At 44.4% G+C, this 19,219-nt stretch carries 22 protein-coding genes and 1 riboswitch; of the genes, 4 read left to right on the forward strand and 18 right to left on the reverse strand.

Annotation, left to right across the window (positions count from 1 at the left end; genetic code table 11):
• Window positions 1–205: 205 nt before the first annotated feature.
• Window positions 206–451: a hypothetical protein gene (locus tag C1G49_RS07705; RefSeq protein ID WP_105125230.1), complete on the forward strand. Its 246-nt coding sequence runs from the start codon at window positions 206–208 to the stop codon at window positions 449–451.
• Window positions 452–569: 118 nt separating this feature from the next.
• On the opposite strand, the gene C1G49_RS07710 is transcribed toward C1G49_RS07705, so the two are convergent.
• The gene (locus C1G49_RS07710; RefSeq protein ID WP_044680141.1) at window positions 570–965 is read right to left on the reverse strand and encodes a single-stranded DNA-binding protein; all 396 of its coding nucleotides are present in this window, start codon (window positions 963–965) and stop codon (window positions 570–572) included.
• A gap of 54 nt (window positions 966–1,019) precedes the next feature.
• On the opposite strand from C1G49_RS07710, the gene C1G49_RS07715 reads away from it, so the two are divergent.
• Window positions 1,020–1,799: a DUF2785 domain-containing protein gene (locus C1G49_RS07715; protein WP_105125231.1), complete on the forward strand. Its 780-nt coding sequence runs from the start codon at window positions 1,020–1,022 to the stop codon at window positions 1,797–1,799.
• A gap of 35 nt (window positions 1,800–1,834) precedes the next feature.
• Here the strand turns inward: C1G49_RS07715 and ytpR are convergent, their stop codons facing one another.
• From ytpR to C1G49_RS07735, 4 genes are read right to left on the reverse strand one after another with little or no spacing between them, the layout of a single operon-like run.
• Window positions 1,835–2,458 carry a YtpR family tRNA-binding protein gene (ytpR, locus tag C1G49_RS07720; protein WP_105125232.1) on the reverse strand — a complete coding sequence of 208 codons (624 nt, stop codon included), beginning with the start codon at window positions 2,456–2,458 and terminating at the stop codon, window positions 1,835–1,837.
• A gap of 18 nt (window positions 2,459–2,476) precedes the next feature.
• On the reverse strand, window positions 2,477–3,433 hold the full coding sequence (locus C1G49_RS07725) for a DUF1002 domain-containing protein (RefSeq protein WP_105125233.1): 957 nt from the start codon (window positions 3,431–3,433) through the stop codon (window positions 2,477–2,479).
• A 43-nt stretch (window positions 3,434–3,476) separates the two neighbouring features.
• Window positions 3,477–3,797, reverse strand: coding sequence for a thioredoxin family protein (locus C1G49_RS07730; protein WP_105125234.1), 321 nt, complete (start codon window positions 3,795–3,797; stop codon window positions 3,477–3,479).
• Entirely contained in the window at window positions 3,794–4,078 is a 285-nt protein-coding gene (locus C1G49_RS07735) for a DUF4651 domain-containing protein (protein ID WP_105125235.1), read from the reverse strand. Before C1G49_RS07735 ends, C1G49_RS07730 begins: the two co-directional genes overlap by 4 nt.
• 553 nt (window positions 4,079–4,631) lie before the next feature.
• Between C1G49_RS07735 and pepA the strand changes: the two genes are divergently transcribed.
• A complete protein-coding gene (pepA, locus tag C1G49_RS07740) occupies window positions 4,632–5,693 on the forward strand; it encodes a glutamyl aminopeptidase (RefSeq protein WP_105125236.1) in 1,062 nt (353 codons plus the stop codon).
• Between the two features lie 44 nt (window positions 5,694–5,737).
• On the opposite strand, the gene C1G49_RS07745 is transcribed toward pepA, so the two are convergent.
• From C1G49_RS07745 to comGA, 11 genes are all read right to left on the reverse strand, one after another.
• Window positions 5,738–6,994, reverse strand: coding sequence for a bifunctional folylpolyglutamate synthase/dihydrofolate synthase (locus tag C1G49_RS07745; RefSeq protein WP_105125237.1), 1,257 nt, complete (start codon window positions 6,992–6,994; stop codon window positions 5,738–5,740).
• 53 nt (window positions 6,995–7,047) lie between these two features.
• Window positions 7,048–7,599, reverse strand: coding sequence for a folate family ECF transporter S component (locus C1G49_RS07750; RefSeq protein WP_105125238.1), 552 nt, complete (start codon window positions 7,597–7,599; stop codon window positions 7,048–7,050).
• A gap of 44 nt (window positions 7,600–7,643) precedes the next feature.
• A riboswitch (THF riboswitch) is annotated at window positions 7,644–7,733 on the reverse strand.
• Between the two features lie 123 nt (window positions 7,734–7,856).
• Window positions 7,857–9,044, reverse strand: a complete 1,188-nt coding sequence (locus C1G49_RS07755; RefSeq protein WP_105125239.1) for an acetate kinase — start codon at window positions 9,042–9,044, stop codon at window positions 7,857–7,859.
• 49 nt (window positions 9,045–9,093) lie between these two features.
• Window positions 9,094–10,047: a class I SAM-dependent methyltransferase gene (locus C1G49_RS07760; protein ID WP_105125240.1), complete on the reverse strand. Its 954-nt coding sequence runs from the start codon at window positions 10,045–10,047 to the stop codon at window positions 9,094–9,096.
• 53 nt (window positions 10,048–10,100) lie between these two features.
• Window positions 10,101–10,619: a competence type IV pilus minor pilin ComGG gene (gene comGG / locus C1G49_RS07765; RefSeq protein ID WP_105125241.1), complete on the reverse strand. Its 519-nt coding sequence runs from the start codon at window positions 10,617–10,619 to the stop codon at window positions 10,101–10,103.
• Entirely contained in the window at window positions 10,597–11,031 is a 435-nt protein-coding gene (gene comGF / locus C1G49_RS07770) for a competence type IV pilus minor pilin ComGF (RefSeq protein WP_105114505.1), read from the reverse strand. Before comGF ends, comGG begins: the two co-directional genes overlap by 23 nt.
• A complete protein-coding gene (gene comGE, locus C1G49_RS07775; RefSeq protein WP_044688496.1) occupies window positions 11,018–11,311 on the reverse strand; it encodes a competence type IV pilus minor pilin ComGE in 294 nt (97 codons plus the stop codon). The genes comGF and comGE overlap by 14 nt, the downstream gene beginning before the upstream one ends.
• A complete protein-coding gene (gene comGD, locus C1G49_RS07780) occupies window positions 11,283–11,690 on the reverse strand; it encodes a competence type IV pilus minor pilin ComGD (protein WP_105125242.1) in 408 nt (135 codons plus the stop codon). Before comGD ends, comGE begins: the two co-directional genes overlap by 29 nt.
• Entirely contained in the window at window positions 11,671–11,952 is a 282-nt protein-coding gene (comGC, locus tag C1G49_RS07785; RefSeq protein ID WP_105125243.1) for a competence type IV pilus major pilin ComGC, read from the reverse strand. The genes comGD and comGC overlap by 20 nt, the downstream gene beginning before the upstream one ends.
• Before the next feature lies 1 nt (window position 11,953).
• Entirely contained in the window at window positions 11,954–12,991 is a 1,038-nt protein-coding gene (gene comGB, locus C1G49_RS07790; protein WP_269088206.1) for a competence type IV pilus assembly protein ComGB, read from the reverse strand.
• Window positions 12,903–13,853: a competence type IV pilus ATPase ComGA gene (gene comGA, locus C1G49_RS07795; protein WP_105125245.1), complete on the reverse strand. Its 951-nt coding sequence runs from the start codon at window positions 13,851–13,853 to the stop codon at window positions 12,903–12,905. The genes comGB and comGA overlap by 89 nt, the downstream gene beginning before the upstream one ends.
• 85 nt (window positions 13,854–13,938) lie before the next feature.
• Between comGA and C1G49_RS07800 the strand changes: the two genes are divergently transcribed.
• Entirely contained in the window at window positions 13,939–14,889 is a 951-nt protein-coding gene (locus C1G49_RS07800; protein WP_105125246.1) for a S66 family peptidase, read from the forward strand.
• 18 nt (window positions 14,890–14,907) lie between these two features.
• On the opposite strand, the gene C1G49_RS07805 is transcribed toward C1G49_RS07800, so the two are convergent.
• Both C1G49_RS07805 and rpoC read right to left on the reverse strand, forming a co-directional pair.
• Window positions 14,908–15,285, reverse strand: coding sequence for a DUF1033 family protein (locus tag C1G49_RS07805; protein WP_105125247.1), 378 nt, complete (start codon window positions 15,283–15,285; stop codon window positions 14,908–14,910).
• Between the two features lie 153 nt (window positions 15,286–15,438).
• Window positions 15,439–19,086: a DNA-directed RNA polymerase subunit beta' gene (rpoC, locus tag C1G49_RS07810; RefSeq protein WP_105125248.1), complete on the reverse strand. Its 3,648-nt coding sequence runs from the start codon at window positions 19,084–19,086 to the stop codon at window positions 15,439–15,441.
• Window positions 19,087–19,219: the final 133 nt, after the last annotated feature.

Consider the following 19,219-nt stretch of genomic DNA (forward strand, 5'->3'; position numbering starts at 1 on the left):
TGTTTTTCATTATTAGTTACCAACTTGTCCCATAGTAAGTTCTAGCTTATTTTTTTGTCTCAGTCTAATTTCCAGTTTTGGCGTTAGACTAGAACTTACTTTGAGAATTTAGGTCCTAAAATCCGTCTAGGGACTGAGGAAACGCAACCTGTTAATTATGGCAAAACTATGCTATACTATTATTAAAAACTTAAGGGGGGTATTTATGAAATTTTTTAGAGAGCTAAAAACAGATTACCTAGAAAGCCGTTTTTCCGTTCACGAAAGTTTTGCTGAATGGTTTTTAAAGCGTAAATTAGGTTTTTGGGGCAAAATAATGTTCGCCTATCTACTCTGGCTTGGCTGGTTACTTCTCTTTTCCCACCCTCATTACATCATCTTTTTCTTTTATGTTGTCATCCTATTGTCACTGATTGTTATGCTCGTAGAATGGTGGAAATATAGAAAATAAGTAGCAAAAAACACCAACTTTCGTCAGTGTTTTTAAGGAGATATGAAAAATATTTAGGATTGATTATAGTATAGACCATTTTCCAACTCTCTTCATCGGTCTTAGGACCGATATTGCTTTAAAACGGTAATTCCTCCTCTTCCAAAACCAAGTCAGCTAGGTCATCGCCTGTGTTATTTTCACGCATGGCACGTTGGGCCCGACTTTCGAGCAGCTGGAAGGATTGTCCTAAGATTTCCGTCACATAATGATTGCTGCCGTCTTTTTCGTATTTTCGCGTTCGCAACTCACCGTCAATAGAAATTAGACTACCCTTGCTGCCATAGGAAACAAGCGTTTCCGCCAGTTTGCCCCAGAAAATGACATTAAGAAAATCTGCTTCACGTTCCCCATTTTCCGTCTTAAAACGGCGGTTAACAGCGATGGTAACACGGGTCAGATTTTTGCCAGTTGGTGTTTGAGTGAGTTCAGGTTGGGCCGTCAAGCGACCGATTAAAATAACTTTATTATACATTTTATATCCTCCTACTTATTTATTCGTAGAAGGATTAGAAAAGGAGCGAAAATTATGAAAGAATTTTTGATGGAAAAGATACAGACCTCCCAACCATATACCAATGCCGAACTGGCTTGGTTGCTAGAAAACATCGGTCATCCTGATCCTGCTATACGCGACGAACTGGTTTATGCTAGTTTTTGCCACATCTTTTTGGAGGGCTTGGTCACAAGGGAGCAAGCACAGTCGCTGCTACAATTCTCTCAAGAAACCAATCCTCTTTCCCTAGAAAGCTCCACACTAAAGCGAAGTTTTACTTGCTTGCTCTACTGTCTTCTGCTGTCTGTCGATAATGAGCCAGAGTCTATTTATCATGCATTTTTAAGCACTGACGACCGTGAGCTACTCTTCCAGCAGGCCTTGGATTATTTGGCGATTGAAAATGACTGGTCTGGCTACGATGAAAAACTCGGTTGGATCCATACCGTTGCCCACGGAGCAGATTTTCTTCTGGCCGCAAGCTGTCATGATCAATTTCCCGCTGAAAAAAGCAAAGAAGTCTGGCAAACTATTGTCACTTGTCTGACCAGACAAAGTAAAGTTTTCTCAGCTGGCGAGGAAATCCGTCTGGCACAAATCCCTGTCTACCTCCTGCTGAATGAAAAAGTGTCAAGCCAAGAGCTGACGGAATGGATTAGCAAGCTGGACTTTCCAAATCAAGAACCAGTAGACTACTTCCGGTGGCTCAATCTTCAACATTTCCTGTCCAGTCTTTATTTCCAACTCAAATCACAACAGGCCTTGACCGAAGAAATCGGACAGGCTATTGAAAATAGAATTGAAACAGCATAAAAGAATTGGTCAAAATTGACCAATTCTTCTTTTTTCTATCCCTTCCAATGTTTAGCTGGATCAAAGGCCTCTCCGACCACTGCGGAGTCGTCTAATTCGATAATACCACGGACTTGTGGTGCGTTTGGCAGTGCCAATTCACGCGGACTGCACATCATACCAAAGCTATCTTCACCGCGCAATTTCCCTGGGAAAATCAGGCTACCGCTCGGCATCATTGCCCCCGGAAGAGCCACAATGGTTTTCAATCCTTGGGCAGCATTTGGGGCACCAGCTACGATTTGCACTGTTTTTTCACCAACATTGACCTGGCAAATATTGAGGTGGTCGCTGTCTGGATGCGGAACCAATTCCACAATCTGACCGACAACGAATTTCGGACTATTGTCGTTGACCAAGCTTTCAGCAAAACCTTCCTTAGATAATGCTGCATTCAAGGTCGCAACTTGCTCGTCTGTCATGAAAACCTGACCATTTCCAGCAAGCTCAACCAAACTTGATGCTTCAAAGATATTCCAAGCGACTGTTTGACCCGTTTCTGCTAAGAAGACACGCGCCACTTGACCCTTGCGTTCAAACTGAACAGGCTGACCCTTGTCTTCAGCCACAATCACCATAAGAACATCGCCGACGTGTTCTTTGTTATATGTAAAAATCATTTCTTTTTCATTTCTCCTTTATGCAAATAGACTGGCCAGGCCCTTCCATAGATTTTCAAAGAAGGCACCGATTTTTTCTAAAATCCCTGAATCTTGTAAATTCTTATAGGCTTCTGAAATTTGTTGCTCCGCCTGTTGCTTGAACTGGTTGAGTTGAGCAGCAACTTCTGCCGAATCAATAGCAGAGGTTTCCTGATAAGCTTTGGCAAATGTGACTAGCTTAGAAATTTCATCTGCTGTGATGACATTTTCCAAACCGTTTTGGGCCAAAACATCATTGATGATGGTGTTGATGTCAGCCTCAGAAGCCACCTGACCATTGGATTGCTTGTAATCTGCAAGAGCTGTCTTGATTTCTGCTACTGCCTTATCCAAGGCAGAGCTGTCAAATTGTTCATCACCAGCATGGGCTGTCGCTACTTCATTAACAGTTGTTAATTCTTGTTGAGCTACTTCAGTTCGAGCCGGATCAACTGTTTCACCATTGGCTGCAAGAGCCTTGTAAACACCTGTCAGAGCGGACTCCCCCGTCACCTGAATGGGTGCCGCAACGTCAATCAAGACATCTGTCGCACCAGCTGTAATAGCCGCATTGGCATACTGCGTTTCGGTAATCAAGGTGATGTTCTGTGGCGTCTTAATATCCACCACAACCCCTTTGCCAGCGTCCTGCTTTTGCACCAAGACAGATGAATAGAGGGAGGCTGTGTCCGCTCCAGATGTACCTAAAAACTGATCCATATCGGCACCGACAACAACCTGACGACTAACATTATTGACATCCGAAATACCAAATAGATTGTTAACCTCTGTCGCCTGCGCATCTGACAAACCGCCACCGTAGACCAGTGTTGGCTTGCCCCATTTTTCATTGATGACATCCGTCTGGATTTCCGCTTGAACCAGCGGTGCCAAACTTAAACTCAATCCCAGCACCACAGGTGCTAAAAGGATTTTTCCTAGTGATTTCTTCATGTTTTTTCCTTTCTTTTGGGAATAGCAGAGCTTCTCTACTAATTTATCTACCCAGTCCAGATAAGAAGTTCATGATTTCTTCCTTGGTCTTGCGATTCTTATCGACAAAACGACCGATTTCCTTCCCATTTTCCAAAACAACTAGACTTGGAATGCCTAAAATAGCCCATTCTTGTGCTAGAGGCATAAAGTCATCTCGATCCAGTTGCACAAAACGGAAATCCGGAAAAGCCTCTTCGATAGCTGGCAAATGTGGTTTGATATAGTGGCAGTCTCCACACCAAGTCGTCACAAATAGAAAAACAGTTGGCTTGCCATCTTCAATCAAGACTGCCACTTCTTCAAAATTTGTTGGAAAAATCATCTTTCTTCCTCCCTGTACTGAATAGAACCTTGGGTATTTTCAAATAAAAACACCTGTCCTGCCTCCATCACAACCCCGCCAATAAGCTGGTCACGAGTTGAGGCTATTTCATCCACATAGACCGTGGCAATCTCTCCTAAATCAGCGAAAAAGTCACGCACCTCCTGCAAGGCCTGTGCTTTTTTACGGTCTTCTTGGATTTTACGGTAAAATTGAGCACTAGCGGTGAGCACACCTGCCCCCAATAAGCCTGCTAGCAAGGCTGTCTTTTTCTTTTTCATGTTGACTATTTTATCATATTTCCGCAGATTTTTCCCAAAAATGCCATTGGACTTGTGACAGCTGAGAAGAACTCTCACTGCTTGACAAAAGACTAAAAAATAGATAGAATGGTCTTACAGTGATAAATGTTTGTCAACACTTGGCAATCAAAATACCCCCAACGTTCCCAGCGTTGAGGGTTTTCTTTTGCCCCTGGGGCCTACTTGTCACGATTGTTGAGCCATCTTTCAAACAAAACTGTTAGAAAACTGACGAACAAAGGTACAAGAAAAACTGTGATATAGTCTTTTAGTTTACTTTTAGTACGAGGCAATGAGCCGCAGACATAACTGAAGTTAGGCAAGGCGAATTAACGAAGTAATAAAAGAAAAACTAAATGACGATAAATGCTTCCCACACTTAACAATCTCTCCCCTCTCTATTTTGAGGGGCATTTCTATCCTAGCAAATTTCAAGCGTTCTTGTCAATACTATCCATATTTTTCTATATTTTCAAGACAAGTCTAGCTCTTCATGATAAAATAGTAGTAATCATGTCATGGAGGAAGAAGAATGACTCTTTTTGAAAAAATTAAAGAAGTAACCGAATTGCAAAGCTTACCTGGATTTGAAGGACAAGTCCGCAACCACATCCGCCAGAAAATCACACCGCATGTGGACCGCATTGAAACAGATGGGCTAGGTGGGATTTTTGGCATCAAGGATACGACTGTTGAAAATGCTCCTCGTATCCTAGTAGCTGCCCACATGGATGAGGTTGGCTTTATGATTAGCCAAATCAAGCCAGACGGTACTTTCCGTGTTGTTGAGCTAGGTGGCTGGAATCCTCTGGTTGTTTCTAGCCAAGCCTTCACTCTTCAGTTGCAGGACGGTCGTACCATTCCAGCCATCTCAGGCTCAGTACCACCTCACCTTTCACGGGGGGCTAACGCTCCTGGCATGCCTGCTATTGCTGATATTATTTTCGATGCTGGTTTTGCCAATTATGACGAAGCCTGGGCTTTCGGTGTTCGTCCGGGGGATGTCCTGGTTCCCAAAAATGAAACTATCCTTACTGCCAACGGAAAAAATGTTATTTCTAAGGCTTGGGACAACCGCTTCGGTGTTCTTATGGTGACTGAATTGCTGGAAAGCCTATCCGGTCAAGCATTACCAAATCAGTTGATTGCTGGGGCAAATGTGCAAGAAGAAGTTGGCCTACGTGGAGCTCATGCTTCTACAACCAAGTTCAATCCAGACATTTTCCTCGCTGTTGATTGCTCGCCAGCTGGAGATATTTATGGCGACCAAGGTAAAATTGGTGATGGTACCCTGCTTCGTTTCTACGATCCAGGTCATATTCTCCTTAAAAATATGAAGGACTTCCTGCTGACAACTGCTGAGGAAGCTGGTATTAAATATCAATATTACTGCGGTAAAGGTGGAACAGATGCCGGGGCAGCCCATTTGAAGAATCAAGGTGTTCCATCAACAACCATCGGTGTCTGCGCTCGCTATATTCATTCCCATCAAACCCTCTACAATATGGATGACTTTTTAGAAGCTCAAGCCTTCCTGCAGGCTATCGTTAAAAAACTAGACCGCTCAACGGTTGATTTGATTAAAAACTATTAAAACAAAAGACTTTGCTAGGTAGAATGCCCGGCAAAGCCTTTTTTCTATACAAGTTCTTCTAAAATGTACTTCCTCACATAGGTAATAAAGTAAAGCGACCCCGTAATCAGGTAGAGTTTTTTCAGATTGTCCAAGTCCGCCTGCTCCAACCACTCCTGATAGGTCTGAACTCGTTCATAACCTGACGGATAATCGTTCAGATGCACCGCACGGAAATCGTCAAAAGTCGTCACGCTGACCGGCCCAAATTGGCTAAGCTGGGACAACATCTGGTCCACTGGCTTGGTATTGATGGCCGCAAAGAGGATTTCAATATCCCTGTCAACATACTTTTCTTCCAAGAGTTGTGCCAGGACTGCGATGCTTTCATTATTGTGGGCACCGTCAATCATGAGAGTTGGTTTCATCAACTCTAAGCGGCCCGGCCAGATGGCTTGGGACAAGCCCTGGCTGATGGTTTCATTGGTAATTGTTGGAAAATCAGGGCTGAGAAGCTGAGCAGTCATCACTGCCAAGGCGGCATTGACCTCTTGGTGACGGCCCTGCATAAGCAACCTTAAATCTTCCACACGACCGAGAGGGCTTGAAACTGCAAAGCCTGCTCTGCTTTTTTCCAAAAGAATCTCCCGCCCCACCGCATAGGTCGGACTCTGAAGCTGACGAGCCTGCTCCTCAAAAACTGCCACCACTTCTTGCAAATCGGTCGCATAGACGAGCGGAACCCTCTCACGCAAGACGGCGACCTTGTGACGGGCTATGGCAGCATGGGTCACCCCTAAAAAAGCCTGATGGTCCAAGCCGATAGAGGGACAAACTACCGCTAGAGGATTAAGGACATTGGTCGCATCCTGCAAACCACCCATGCCGGCCTCCACCAAGAGAATATCGGGGCGTTGGTAGTGGGTAAAGTAGACAAACATAGCTACTACTACAATCTCAAACTCCGAGATGGCATCCAGTCCAGCCGTCTGGTCCAAGTCTTCAATCAAAGGCTGCAAGTCTGTCACAATCCTCGCAAAATCCTCCTCCGAAATCATCTCCTGCTGGTAGACAATCTGCTCTCGAAAATCAATGATAGACGGTGATGTAAAGCGACCAACCGTGTAGCCAGAAGCCTGTAGGATGGACTGTAAGGCGTTGAGGGTCGAGCCCTTTCCATTTGTACCAACAAAATGAACGGTCGGCACTTGAAGCTGGGGATTGTCCAAGCCTTCCAATAGCCATTTGACACGCGCAACCCCATGTTCTAAATCAGAGGCTGGGCGACTAGACAACCACTGCCGAATTTCTAGATAATTCATTATTTCCTCTCTACAAAAAGCAACAGGGGGATGACCTGTTGCTAGATAGTTTCTTATTTAAGGCCCATTAACCTAGCCAATTCAGGTATTTTTTGTAAACTTGGCAAGACAAGCATGGTCACGACAATGCGTAATGGGATTTCAAAAATAGCCTTAATCAAACGACTGCTATACAGAACAATCCAAGGTGTTCCAAAATGGAAATGAAGAGCAATCGGTGTCATAACGAATGAAATCACAAGTTGAATTAAGACAACAACCCCAGCCACATAGAGCCAATCAGCCTTCTTCTTGCTATCGAGTGGTTTCTGATAGAAAAACCAGCCATAGAGAAAAGCCGATACCGCTTCAATCAAGATAAAACTGAATAGCATGGTCTGTCCACTAAACAAGACAAAAACTGGGTCTGAAATCGCCGCAAATACAGCAGCCCAAACAGGACCGGCAATAGCTCCCAAAATAGCATTTGGGATAAAGGTAAACTGGACCTGCAAGGTATCCGAAAGACGAATAGAGAAATAGTTCTCCACAATCATGACCAAGGCAAGGGTCACAGCAATAGCAGCCAACAGCTGCACCGTTAGTTTTGGAATTTTCTTTTCCATAAAAACGCTCCTTTTTTCAAAAAATGGAGCTGTCGTATGTATTCGACAGCGGATGCAATGGTTTACCGCGCTGACGCTTCGTTATGTGGCAACATCCCATCCACATACACTTAACGCAAACCACCTACTCTGTGCAAATTTCTTTGCTCGTCCATTATACCACACTCACCAGCGAGTAGCCAATAACTTTTAGCACTGATGAAAACTAAAAATCTATAAAAAAGGCCAGTAACTAGTACCGACCTCTCTACATTTTCTTATTTCAACCGCTCTACGTCGCGAGCAATAACCAATTCTTCATCAGTTGGAACAACCAAGACTTTAACGCGAGATTCTGGAGTTGAAATATCTCCTTCAGCACCACGAACATTCTTCTCTGGATCCAATTCCATACCGAACCAAGTCAAACCGTTAACAACCGCTTCACGAACAAGAGTAGAGTTCTCACCGATACCTGCTGTAAAGACAAGGGCATCAGCACCGTTCAAGACTGCAAAGTATTGACCGATGAATTTTTGCAGACGATTGACAAGCATATTGAAGGCAAGAGTACATTTTGCTTCGCCCGCCTCAAATCCAGCTTCGACCTCACGCATATCGCTCGATACTTCCGCAATACCAAGAATACCAGACTGCTTGTTCAAAACGTTGATAACATCTGCAGCGTCTTTCAAGTCAGCTACATTTTCAATCAAGTAAGGGATGATGGCTGGGTCAATGTCACCAGAACGAGTGCCCATCATAGGACCTGCAAGCGGTGTGAATCCCATTGAAGTATCCACTGATTTACCACCATCAATAGCAGAAATTGAAATACCATTTCCGATGTGGGCAGTGATAACTTTCACTTCCTCGATTGGCTTGTTCAACATTTTTGCTGCCTCGCGTGAAACATAAAAATGAGATGTTCCATGCGCTCCGTACTTACGAACTTGGTGCTCTTCATAGTACTTGTTTGGGATTGGGTAGCGGTAAGCTACCTCTGGCATTGTTGAATGGAAGGCCGTATCAAAAACAGCCACACTTGTTACTTCTGGCAAGATATCCTTGAATGCCTTAATTCCTGCAGCATTGGCTGGGTTGTGGAGCGGTGCAAGGCTAGAAAGGTCTTCAATCTGTTTCAAGACTTCATCTGTAATCACAACAGAATCCTTGAAGATTTCACCACCAGCTACCACACGGTGACCAACACCTGTAATTTCTGAGAAATCTGCGATAATATTGTGCTTGAGCAAGTCTTCCAACAAGATTTTTACTGCTTGCACATGGTCCGCAATATCCAAGACTTGTTCAGCTTTTTGATCCCCAAATTTTACTGTGACAATTGAATCTTTCAAACCGATACGCTCAACAATACCCTTTGCCAAGACTGTTTCTTCTGGCATTTGGTACAGTTGCCATTTTAAACTTGAGCTACCAGCGTTAATTGCAATTGTTTTTGACATAATATTCCCCTTTAAAAGCGTTTTCCTTATTAGTATAACAGATTTTCACCTAAATTGCATTCTCTTGCTTCCAATTTTTGAAATTGACCATGAACTTCTGAATAGCTTCAGGTTCTTGCAAACTCTGCAAAGGATAGACAAATGGTACTAGCGGTCTAGCAGTCTTCTTCTGCAATACAAAAATTGACTTGGCCATGGCTGCTTTGCCAAAAAGACTTGGTGGCAGGGCAATCATGGCAACGATATTAGCCTCTGCTTGCAACCAACCTTTCAACAAATCACTTTGTGGACTGGTCAGAAGATCATTTGGAGCCAGCATAATCGCAAACCCATCTTTTTCAAGATACTTGAGGGACTGTTCCATGAGCAAATGATGAGCGTAGGTATGCTCTGTCTGGCTAGCCACCTGATAACGACTGGCAATCTGGTCATCTGGATAGTACCCAATCGGCAGGTCCGCGATAATGACTTGGCTTTCCTTCAAAATCTGCGGACGTACCGCATCGCCCTGGGCAAAAGAAATCTCTGCCTGCATAACATCTGCCATGCTAGCTGATAAATCAATCAAGAGATCATCTACTTCAATCCCCAAGTAATCCAAGTCTTTCTGGCTGGCATTAAGGATGGTCTGCGCCAGGTTACCTGTTCCTGAGCCAATCTCCAAGACTGTTACCTTTTGAGTAGCCAGCAACTGATCCACTAGGAATGACAGGATAAAGCCGATAGAATCTGGTGTAAACTGGTGATTGTACTGCATAGGCTCTGTCTGATTGGCCTTGATAAGCAGGAATTGGAAGGCACGACGCCATTCTTCCTTGGTCAAGTGCAAGTCGTGTAAGGTTTGATTGTTGCGGACAATCAAATCCGTGTCGTGCTGACCAGCTAGATAGGCTGCGTTTTGCTCAATCATGGCATCATAGATATTGGTGCCTAGCTGGTTTTGGATGGTCTGTACGTTTTCTAATAGCAGGTCGTAGGCCTGTTCGATCTTCTCAAAATTCATACTCCTATCTTATCAAAATTTCACAGACTTTGCACTCAAAAGGGAAGTAGTAGTTAGCCACTCCCCTCGGGTACTATTTTAACCGGAAATTGATAGCGATACATTCCTCCTCTCCCTAATGCTACGATAATTGTTACTTGCTTGTTTTTGACACGATAGCTAGCCTGCCCCTCTTGAAAAGTGACCGTTCCCTTATCTTCTATTGGTTTGCTTTGCTCAGAACTAGTTTGAGCTGGTTTTTCAGCGGTTTCTTGACTTTCTCTAGTTGGTTGTTCCTCCTTTTTCTCCTTTTCATCGACAGTTTGGCTAGCAGCCATGGCATCTTCCTTCTTTTCATCTGTTTGGCTAACCTCCTCCTTGGCAACTGCTTGACGCTCCTGCAAGTCCTCTTCAACCTGGTCCAAGACCATCTGAGCCATGATGTAGGCCGTCGCTTCTTGCCTTGCCACCTGAACCAAGCGACTCTCAGCTTCTTGGCGGTGGAGATAAAACTGAAGCAAGAGACTAAAAACTGCCAGCATCAAGAGGGCATAGAGCAGGATGCCAGCCCTAACTTTTTTCTTTAAAAGCATAGATAAAGGTCCGCTCCTCCCCATTTTTAAAGCTAAAGTCGATGCGCACCAGCTGGTTTTCTTGGGAAATAGCTGCGCTGTCCACCTGATAGAGCATGGGCTGGTAGCCCTGTCCCCTGTCATTTGTTTTCCGAAAATCATCCGACCGTGACTTGCCAAAGGCCAAAGCCTGACCATCCTTGTCTACATAGACCTTGTCCTTTTCAACCTTGACCAAGTCCGATTGGTCCCATTCCGACCGCAACTGGCTAGAAAAGACCAGCCACTCCTTTTGAATGGTTTGTTTTTGATAATGCGCTTCTTGGACCAGCAGTTTTGACAAGCCTTCAAAGACCAAAAGGCTACCTGAAAGGATGACTAAGGCTAGCAAGCATTCCAAGAGAGTAAAAGCAGGAATTTTACTTTTTAACAACCGATAGAACCTCCTTTCCCTCGTGGAAAACAATCATCTTATCTGCTGTTCGTTGAACCTGAACTGTAACACCGTTTAAGGCTAGGTTATCTTGCCCGGTCTGAACAGCCATCTGTGCTAGATTGAGAACCTCCTGTTGTTCCAATTCCCAAGCCTGTCTCCTACGACCTGCATCCACAGCTGATAAAATCAAGCTGCAAATAGTCACTAGGGTCGCAAGGGCAACCAGACTTTCCAGCAAAATATAAGCCTTATTCTTCTGTTTTCTTATAGCGACCACTCCCTATATATAATTGATACGTGACTATTTTTTGACTAAGCCGAAAACGAATCTTGGCCAAAGACGAATTTCCGCCATTTTCTTCAAACTGAATGACTTTTTCCTCCAAGACCTCTACTTTTCTGGGTACCTCTACAGACTGATAACCATTCGTCACCTCCTGTCCGCCGACAACAAGGTTCACTTTTTGGTGAGAACTAGTAGCCAATTTCTGACTGTCTTTGTAGATGGCTTCAAATTCCCAAAGAAAAATCTCTTCCTGAACTGACTGAAAGGCCGTTTGCACTGTTCCCGATAAAGAAACTGCTAAAAAACTGACAACAAATAAGGTCAGTAGGCTTTCAAACAGGGTAAAAGCCTTATTTTTTCGCCGTAGCATACTGCTCCGCTTGTTTTTCAGTAATATAACCTGCCTGTTGCAAATCCTCCACCGTTGCTTCCTTATCATGTTCCAATTCATAGAGCTCCATTTGACTCTCCACTACTTTGATAACAGCCGCATTTCCTTTCTCTTGAACAGCATCCTTCTGCTGGCTCAAATTTGGCACAAAAAGGAGCAAGAGCAGGCTAATGATCCCCAAAACGACTAACATTTCCACCAGAGTGAAAGCTTTCTTTTTTAATTTCAACAATTTTTTCATTTTATAACTCCATATTTTGATAAATCGGCAGCAACATGGCTGCGTAGATGAGAACGACCATTAGGGCCACAAAGAGAAAGACCAGCGGTTGAATTAACTGCATGGCTCTATTGACCCGAGAGAAAAAATCCTCCCAACACTCGGCTGCATAGACTGTCAACTCGCTGCCTAACTTGGACTTGACCTGACCATACTCGACAATCAAACTCAGCTCCCGCTTAAAAAAGGCATAGGTCTTAATGTGTTCGTGAAAACTCTGACCATTGGAAAGCGACTGCTCCAAGTCCTGCCCAATCTCCCGAAAGAGCTGCGACTGCTGCTCCTGCATCAAACCCACAATCTGTGGTAGGTCCAAACCTTGCCCAATCAAACTCCCCCACTCCCTAGCGTAGTAGGCCGTCAGGTAGGTTTGGATGAGTTTTCCGAAAAATGGCAGAGCAGCTAAGCAGGAAAAGACCTTGATTTTGTTTGTTTTGCGATACCAAACCAGACCAGCTAAGACCACCACCAAACTCAGACCAGATAGGGATAAAAAGATAGTCGGCAGATGGTTAATTAGCACGGTCGCTGCATTGCCTTCCTCCAACTGAGGTAAAAGATAGTTTTTCAAACCCAGCATAATCAAGAGCAGAAAACCCAGTAAGATAACTGGATAGGTCGCTACCTCAACCAATTTCTTACGAACCTTGCTGACATTTTCCAGATAGGACTGAATATGGCTCAAACTCAGGCTGGTATTACCATGAACTTCTGCCAGAGCCACCTGTGTGACCACCGCATCTGAAAACCGCAAATCCGCTAATAGGCTTGAAAACGGCTTTCCTGCAAGAAGGCCATCCGACAAAACCTGAGTGTAAGGATCTGCCAAAAGCTGACTACGCTTAAGAAAATCAACAATCTCCCCCAGATGAAAACCACTAGCAAAAAGATTATTAAAAAGCTCAATGACCTTACGCTGGCGAGCCAAGGGCAATTTTTTCTGTTTCTGCCTGCCGAAGACTGATATGTCCTGCTGCAAAAAGGCGATCAATTTGCTCATTCCACTGGTCTGCGGAATGGTTTTGGTAGTTTTCGTTTGCAAAATCCACTACACCTCCTCCCCCAATCAAGCGTTGATAGGCAATCCCTTGAAGGGCATTGCTTAGCTCCTCAGGACTGACCCCCAGTTCCAACATACGGGCATAGACACCTGAAATAGACCTTGCATGAACTGTTGAGAAAACGGTAGCTCCCGTCAGGCTGGCTCGAATGACTGCTCGAGCAGTCTCCGCATCCCGAATCTCACCGATGATGAGCAAGTCTGGTCGATGACGGAGGGACAGTTTGATCAGATTGTCGTAGGTGGCTCCGATGGCTTCATTGAGCTGGAGTTGCAGCATGTCCTCCTGCTTGATTTCGACAGGATCTTCAATGGTCAAAATCTGCTTGTCTGGGAATTTCAGCCTGGCAAGATGGTACATAAGTGTGGTCTTACCAGAGCCGACTGGACCCGAAAAAAGGTAGAGCCCTCGTCCCTTGATTTCTTCTGCAAGCCTCTCGGCCGCCTCAAACCAGAACTTGAGTTCCTTGTCATTGTCATAGAGCAGGCGGATAACCAGACTTTCCTTACCACGATAATCTCCGACAGTTGATAAGCGAAGTGAAATCTCGCCATTCCCATAATCATAGTCACAGGAACCCTGCTGGCTACGGCGTTTTTCACCAACATTTAATCCTGCTAAAAACTTGAAATGGCTGATGATGGCTGTTACTTCCTCCTCCGCCAAGTCTTGCACAAACTCCCGTTCGTCCATGATACGATGATAGACTTGGTAGTCCTGACCACGAGGAACCAGATAAATATCACTGACCCTATCCGCCACCGCCTTTTCAATCAACTTTCTTGCTTTTTCTTGAATCATAAAACCTCCTCACCCTATCTATTCGCAAGGAAACTTGATTTTCCATACTTTTTTGTTAAAATAATCAAAAGGCTTGGAGGTTCCTATGAAAAGATTAAAAAAAGGCGACCACATACGCGTAGTCAGTCCTTCTTCATCTATTGAAAGAATTGGTGGCTTCAAGGCCAATCTAGCTGCCAAGGAAAAACTAGAGGAACTGGGCTTCAAACTCTCTTTTTCTGAGCATTATCTTGAAAATGATATTTTCGATTCCGCTCCGATTGCCAGCCGTGTTGCGGACTTGGAAGCCGCTTTTACGGATGAGTCGGTCGATGCCATTCTGACAACCATTGGCGGTTTCAACTCTAACGAACTCTTGCCCTATCTGGATTTTGACCTAATTGCGCGCCATCCGAAGATTTTCTGTGGCTATTCAGATACGACTGCCCTGCTCAATGCCATCTATGCCAAGACAGGTATGGAGACCTACATGGGTCCTGCCTATTCAAGTTTCAAAATGGTGCAAGACCAAGACTATCAAACACAATCTTGGCTAAATGCAGTAACTCAGAACACATATAAATTAAGTCCCAGTCCAGAATGGTCTAGCGACGCTTGGTACCTACCAGACGCCCCTCGCATTTTTTACCCAACCGAATGGAAGGTTTACAATCCCGGCCGAGCCTCCGGTATTGCCATCGGCGGAAACATCTCAACCCTCAACTTGCTGACTGGGACAGAGTTCGCACCCAGACCAGACAAATATATTCTATTTTTAGAAGAGGCGGAAGACGATGATTATCTGATTATTGCTCGTCACTTGACTGCCCTGCTACAAGCCTATCCAAATCCCCAGGCGGTTGTCTTTGGTCGTTTTCCTAAAGAGACCAAGATGACGGAGGAGATTTTGCTGGCCATTTTGGACAAGCACCCTATTCTAAAAAATGTTCCTGTTCTCTACGATTTGGATTTTGCCCATACCCAACCTCTTTTCACCATTACCATCGGTGGGCAAGTGGAGCTTGATACGGAAACACTTTCTATCAGATTCAGCTAAAAAGGATTGACACACTGGTCAATCCTTTTCTTCATGGTTCGTACATTTATCTAGCTTCAGCCTACAAGTACGCAAACGAGGTGGTGCAAGAGGCTTCACAAAACCAGCAGGTAAGTTTTCCTTAGCTTCCACCAACATAAGCGAATGGTAGCGCTGCAAATATTCCTCACATTCCTCACACCAGTGCTGGTCTTGTTCATCCCAAAAAGCCGCCAAGGTGTCATTTTTTGTCTTTTTCATGGGAAAATTCTCAGACAAACGTACCCATTCTTTTTGAAAGGCAGTATAGGCATCCTCATAACGACTAAAGACATCCTTACTGACAATGTCTTCTTCCCAACCATCTATGAACCACCAGGGCTCATAATCTCCATATAATTTTATTACCTGATACATAAGCACACACTTCCTTTTTCACACTCATTATATCGAATATAAAATCGTATAGAAAGTATTCTGCTTGTTAATTACTGATCAAATCCTGTATGCGCTTTATTTCCGAATAGCAAAAACACATCCCTAGAAATCTAGAGATGTGTTATTTGTAACTTATTCAGATACAACTTCGATACCTGCTTCTTCTGCAAGCTCTTCAGCTAGAGTATCTTCAATAATTTCAATTTCATTGATGGCTTGTGGTTCAAGATTACGGTAGCGGGCCATACCTGTACCTGCTGGGATAATCTTACCGATAATAACGTTCTCTTTCAGACCAAGAAGGTTATCACGTTTACCACGAATAGCAGCATCTGTAAGGACACGAGTTGTTTCCTGGAAGGATGCAGCAGACAAGAATGAGTTGGTTTCAAGGGAAGCCTTCGTGATACCCATGAGGACTGGACGAGCTGTTGCCGGAATACCGCCAGCAATAACTACTTCAGCATTGGCATCTGTAAAGTCTGTGATATCCATGAGAGTACCCATGAGAAGATCTGTATCACCTGGATCCATGACACGAACTTTACGAAGCATTTGACGAACCATTACCTCGATGTGCTTGTCGCCGATTTCTACACCCTGGCTACGGTAAACTTTTTGAACTTCAGAAAGAAGATAAGTTTCAACTGCCAAAACATCACGGACTTCAAGCAAGCGTTTTGGTTGGATAGAACCTTCAGTGAGGGCTGCTCCACGCGCAACTTGGTCACCAACTTCAACCTTCATACGGGCTGTAAATGGAACCACATACTCACCTTCACCAGTCACACCTTTAACAAAGACTTTCTTAGTACGAGTAGAAGCATCTTCTTCAATAGCGATAACTTCACCTTTAACCTCTGTGATAACCGCTTCCCCTTTCGGATTGCGGGCTTCAAAGATCTCTTGGACACGAGGAAGACCCTGCGTGATATCGCTGTTTGAGGCTACACCACCCGTGTGGAAGGTACGCATGGTAAGCTGTGTACCAGGCTCACCGATTGATTGGGCTGCAATTGTACCAACTGCTTCACCAACTTCAACCGCATCACCTGTCGCCAAGTTGATACCGTAACAATGACGGCAGACACCGTGACGAGTATTACATGTAAATACGCTACGGATAGTGACTTGTTCAACACCGGCATTGACAATTTCACGAGCAATATCTTCGGTAATCAATTGATTTGGACCAATAATGACTGCACCAGTTCCCGGGTGTTTAACAGTTTTCTTAGTGTAACGACCTTGCAAACGCTCTTCAAGTGGCTCGATCATTTCCTTGCCATCTGTGATCGAACGGATGTCAAGACCACGGTCTGTTCCACAGTCGTCTTCACGGATAATAACATCTTGGGCAACGTCAACCAAACGACGAGTCAAGTAACCTGAGTCGGCTGTCTTCAAGGCCGTATCCGTCATACCCTTACGAGCACCGTGAGTTGAGAAGAACATTTCCAATACCGAAAGACCTTCACGGAAGTTAGACAAGATTGGCAATTCCATGATACGTCCGTTCGGAGCTGACATCAGACCACGCATACCGGCCAACTGGGAGAAGTTGGAGATGTTACCACGGGCACCAGAGTCCATCATCATAACGATTGGGTTCTTAGGATCTTGTTTTTCAACCAAGCGTTTTTCTAATTTTTCCTTAGCTGAACGCCACTCATCTGTAACTGCTGTGTAACGCTCGTCATCTGTAATCATACCACGACGGAATTGTTTCTTGATTTGTTCTACACGTTCGTGAGATTCTTCAATAATTTCAGCCTTGTTGTCGATCACTGGGATATCGGCAATACCCACTGTCAAACCAGCAAGTGTTGAGTGATAGTAACCCAAGTCTTTCAAACGGTCAAGTAGGGCTGATGTTTCCGTTGTACGGAAACGCTTGAAGATTTCAGCGATGATGTTACCGAGATTTTTCTTCTTGAATGGTGGGTTGATTGGCAATTCTGCAATAGCAGCCTTGATATCTGATCCTGGTTCCAAGAAGTATTTATCAGGAGTTCCTTCTGTCAAGTTAGCGTTGTTTGGCTCTTGTAAGTAAGGAAGTCCTTCAGGCATAATCGCGTTAAAGAAGATTTTTCCGACAGTTGTCATCATAATCTTGTGCTTTTGGTTGTCTTTCCATGGCTTGTCCAAGCTGTCCGTTGCGATACCTACACGGGTGTGCAAGTGAACATAGCCATTGCGGTGTGCCATAACAGCTTCATCCGCATCCTTGAAGACCATACCTTCACCTTCACGACCAGCATCTTCCATGGTCAAGTAGTAGTTACCCAAAACCATATCCTGAGATGGTGTTACGACTGGTTTACCATCTTTCGGGTTAAGGATGTGTTCTGCGGCAAGCATAAGAATACGAGCTTCTGCTTGTGCTTCTTCTGACAATGGAACGTGAATCGCCATCTGGTCACCGTCAAAGTCGGCGTTGTAGGCTTCACAGACAAGCGGGTGCAAACGAAGGGCTTTACCGTCAATCAGAACTGGCTCAAAAGCCTGGATACCCAAACGGTGAAGGGTCGGTGCGCGGTTCAAAAGAACTGGGTGTTCTTTAATCACTTCTTCCAAGATGTCCCAGATACGATCATCACCACGTTCAATCAAGCGTTTAGCTGCTTTTACGTTACCAGCAATCTCACGGGCAACGATTTCACGCATCACAAACGGTTTGAAGAGCTCAATCGCCATTTCACGTGGCACACCACATTGGTACATTTTAAGCGTTGGACCAACGGCGATAACGGAACGTCCTGAGAAGTCAACACGCTTACCAAGCAAGTTTTGACGGAAACGTCCTTGCTTACCTTTAAGCATGTGGCTGAGTGATTTGAGCGGACGGCTACCTGGTCCTGTAATTGGGCGACCACGGCGACCGTTGTCAATCAAAGCATCCACAGCTTCTTGAAGCATCCGTTTTTCGTTTTGTACAATGATACCTGGAGCGTTCAGTTCCAAAAGACGAGCCAAACGGTTGTTACGGTTGATAACACGGCGGTAGAGTTCGTTCAAGTCAGACGCTGCAAAACGGCCACCATCCAACTGAACCATCGGACGCAAATCTGGTGGAATAACTGGAAGGATGTTAAGAATCATCCACTCAGGTTTATTTCCAGATTTATAGAAGGCATCGAGTACATCCAAACGACGTACAGCCTTGATCCGTTTTTGTCCTGTAGCAGTTTTCAATTCTTCTTTCAAAGCTGCGATTTCTTTTGGAAGATCAACTTGCTTCAAGAGGTCTTGAATGGCTTCTGCACCCATCTTAGCAACGAAAGAACCATAACCATGTTCACGCAAACGCTCACGGTATTCGCGCTCAGTCATGATTGACTTGTGCACAAGGTCTGTATCTTTTGGATCAATGACCACGTAGGCTGCGAAGTAAATAACTTCTTCAAGCGCACGCGGACTCATGTCCAAGGTCAAGCCCATACGGCTTGGAATACCTTTGAAATACCAAATGTGTGAAATTGGTGCTTTCAACTCAATGTGTCCCATACGCTCACGACGGACTTTGGCACGAGTTACTTCAACACCACAGCGGTCACAAGTGATCCCTTTATAACGGATACGCTTGTATTTACCACATGAACACTCCCAGTCTTTTGTTGGACCAAAGATGACTTCGTCAAAAAGTCCATCACGTTCTGGTTTGAGTGTACGATAGTTGATTGTTTCAGGTTTTTTAACCTCACCGTAAGACCATGAACGAACCTTACTTGGTGAAGCTAACGTGATTTGCATACTTTTAAATCGATTTACGTCAACCACTAATAATCCCTTTCTTTTCTTGTGAGAGGCTGGATTCCCAAACCTCAAATTCTTGAACAATAAACAGCAGAATAAGCAGCTGATAAGCTATTCTTTCATCAACCAAATAGAGGAAGACCGTTGGTCCTCATCC

Source organism: Streptococcus suis (assembly GCF_002960625.1).
Classification (GTDB): domain Bacteria; phylum Bacillota; class Bacilli; order Lactobacillales; family Streptococcaceae; genus Streptococcus; species Streptococcus suis_T.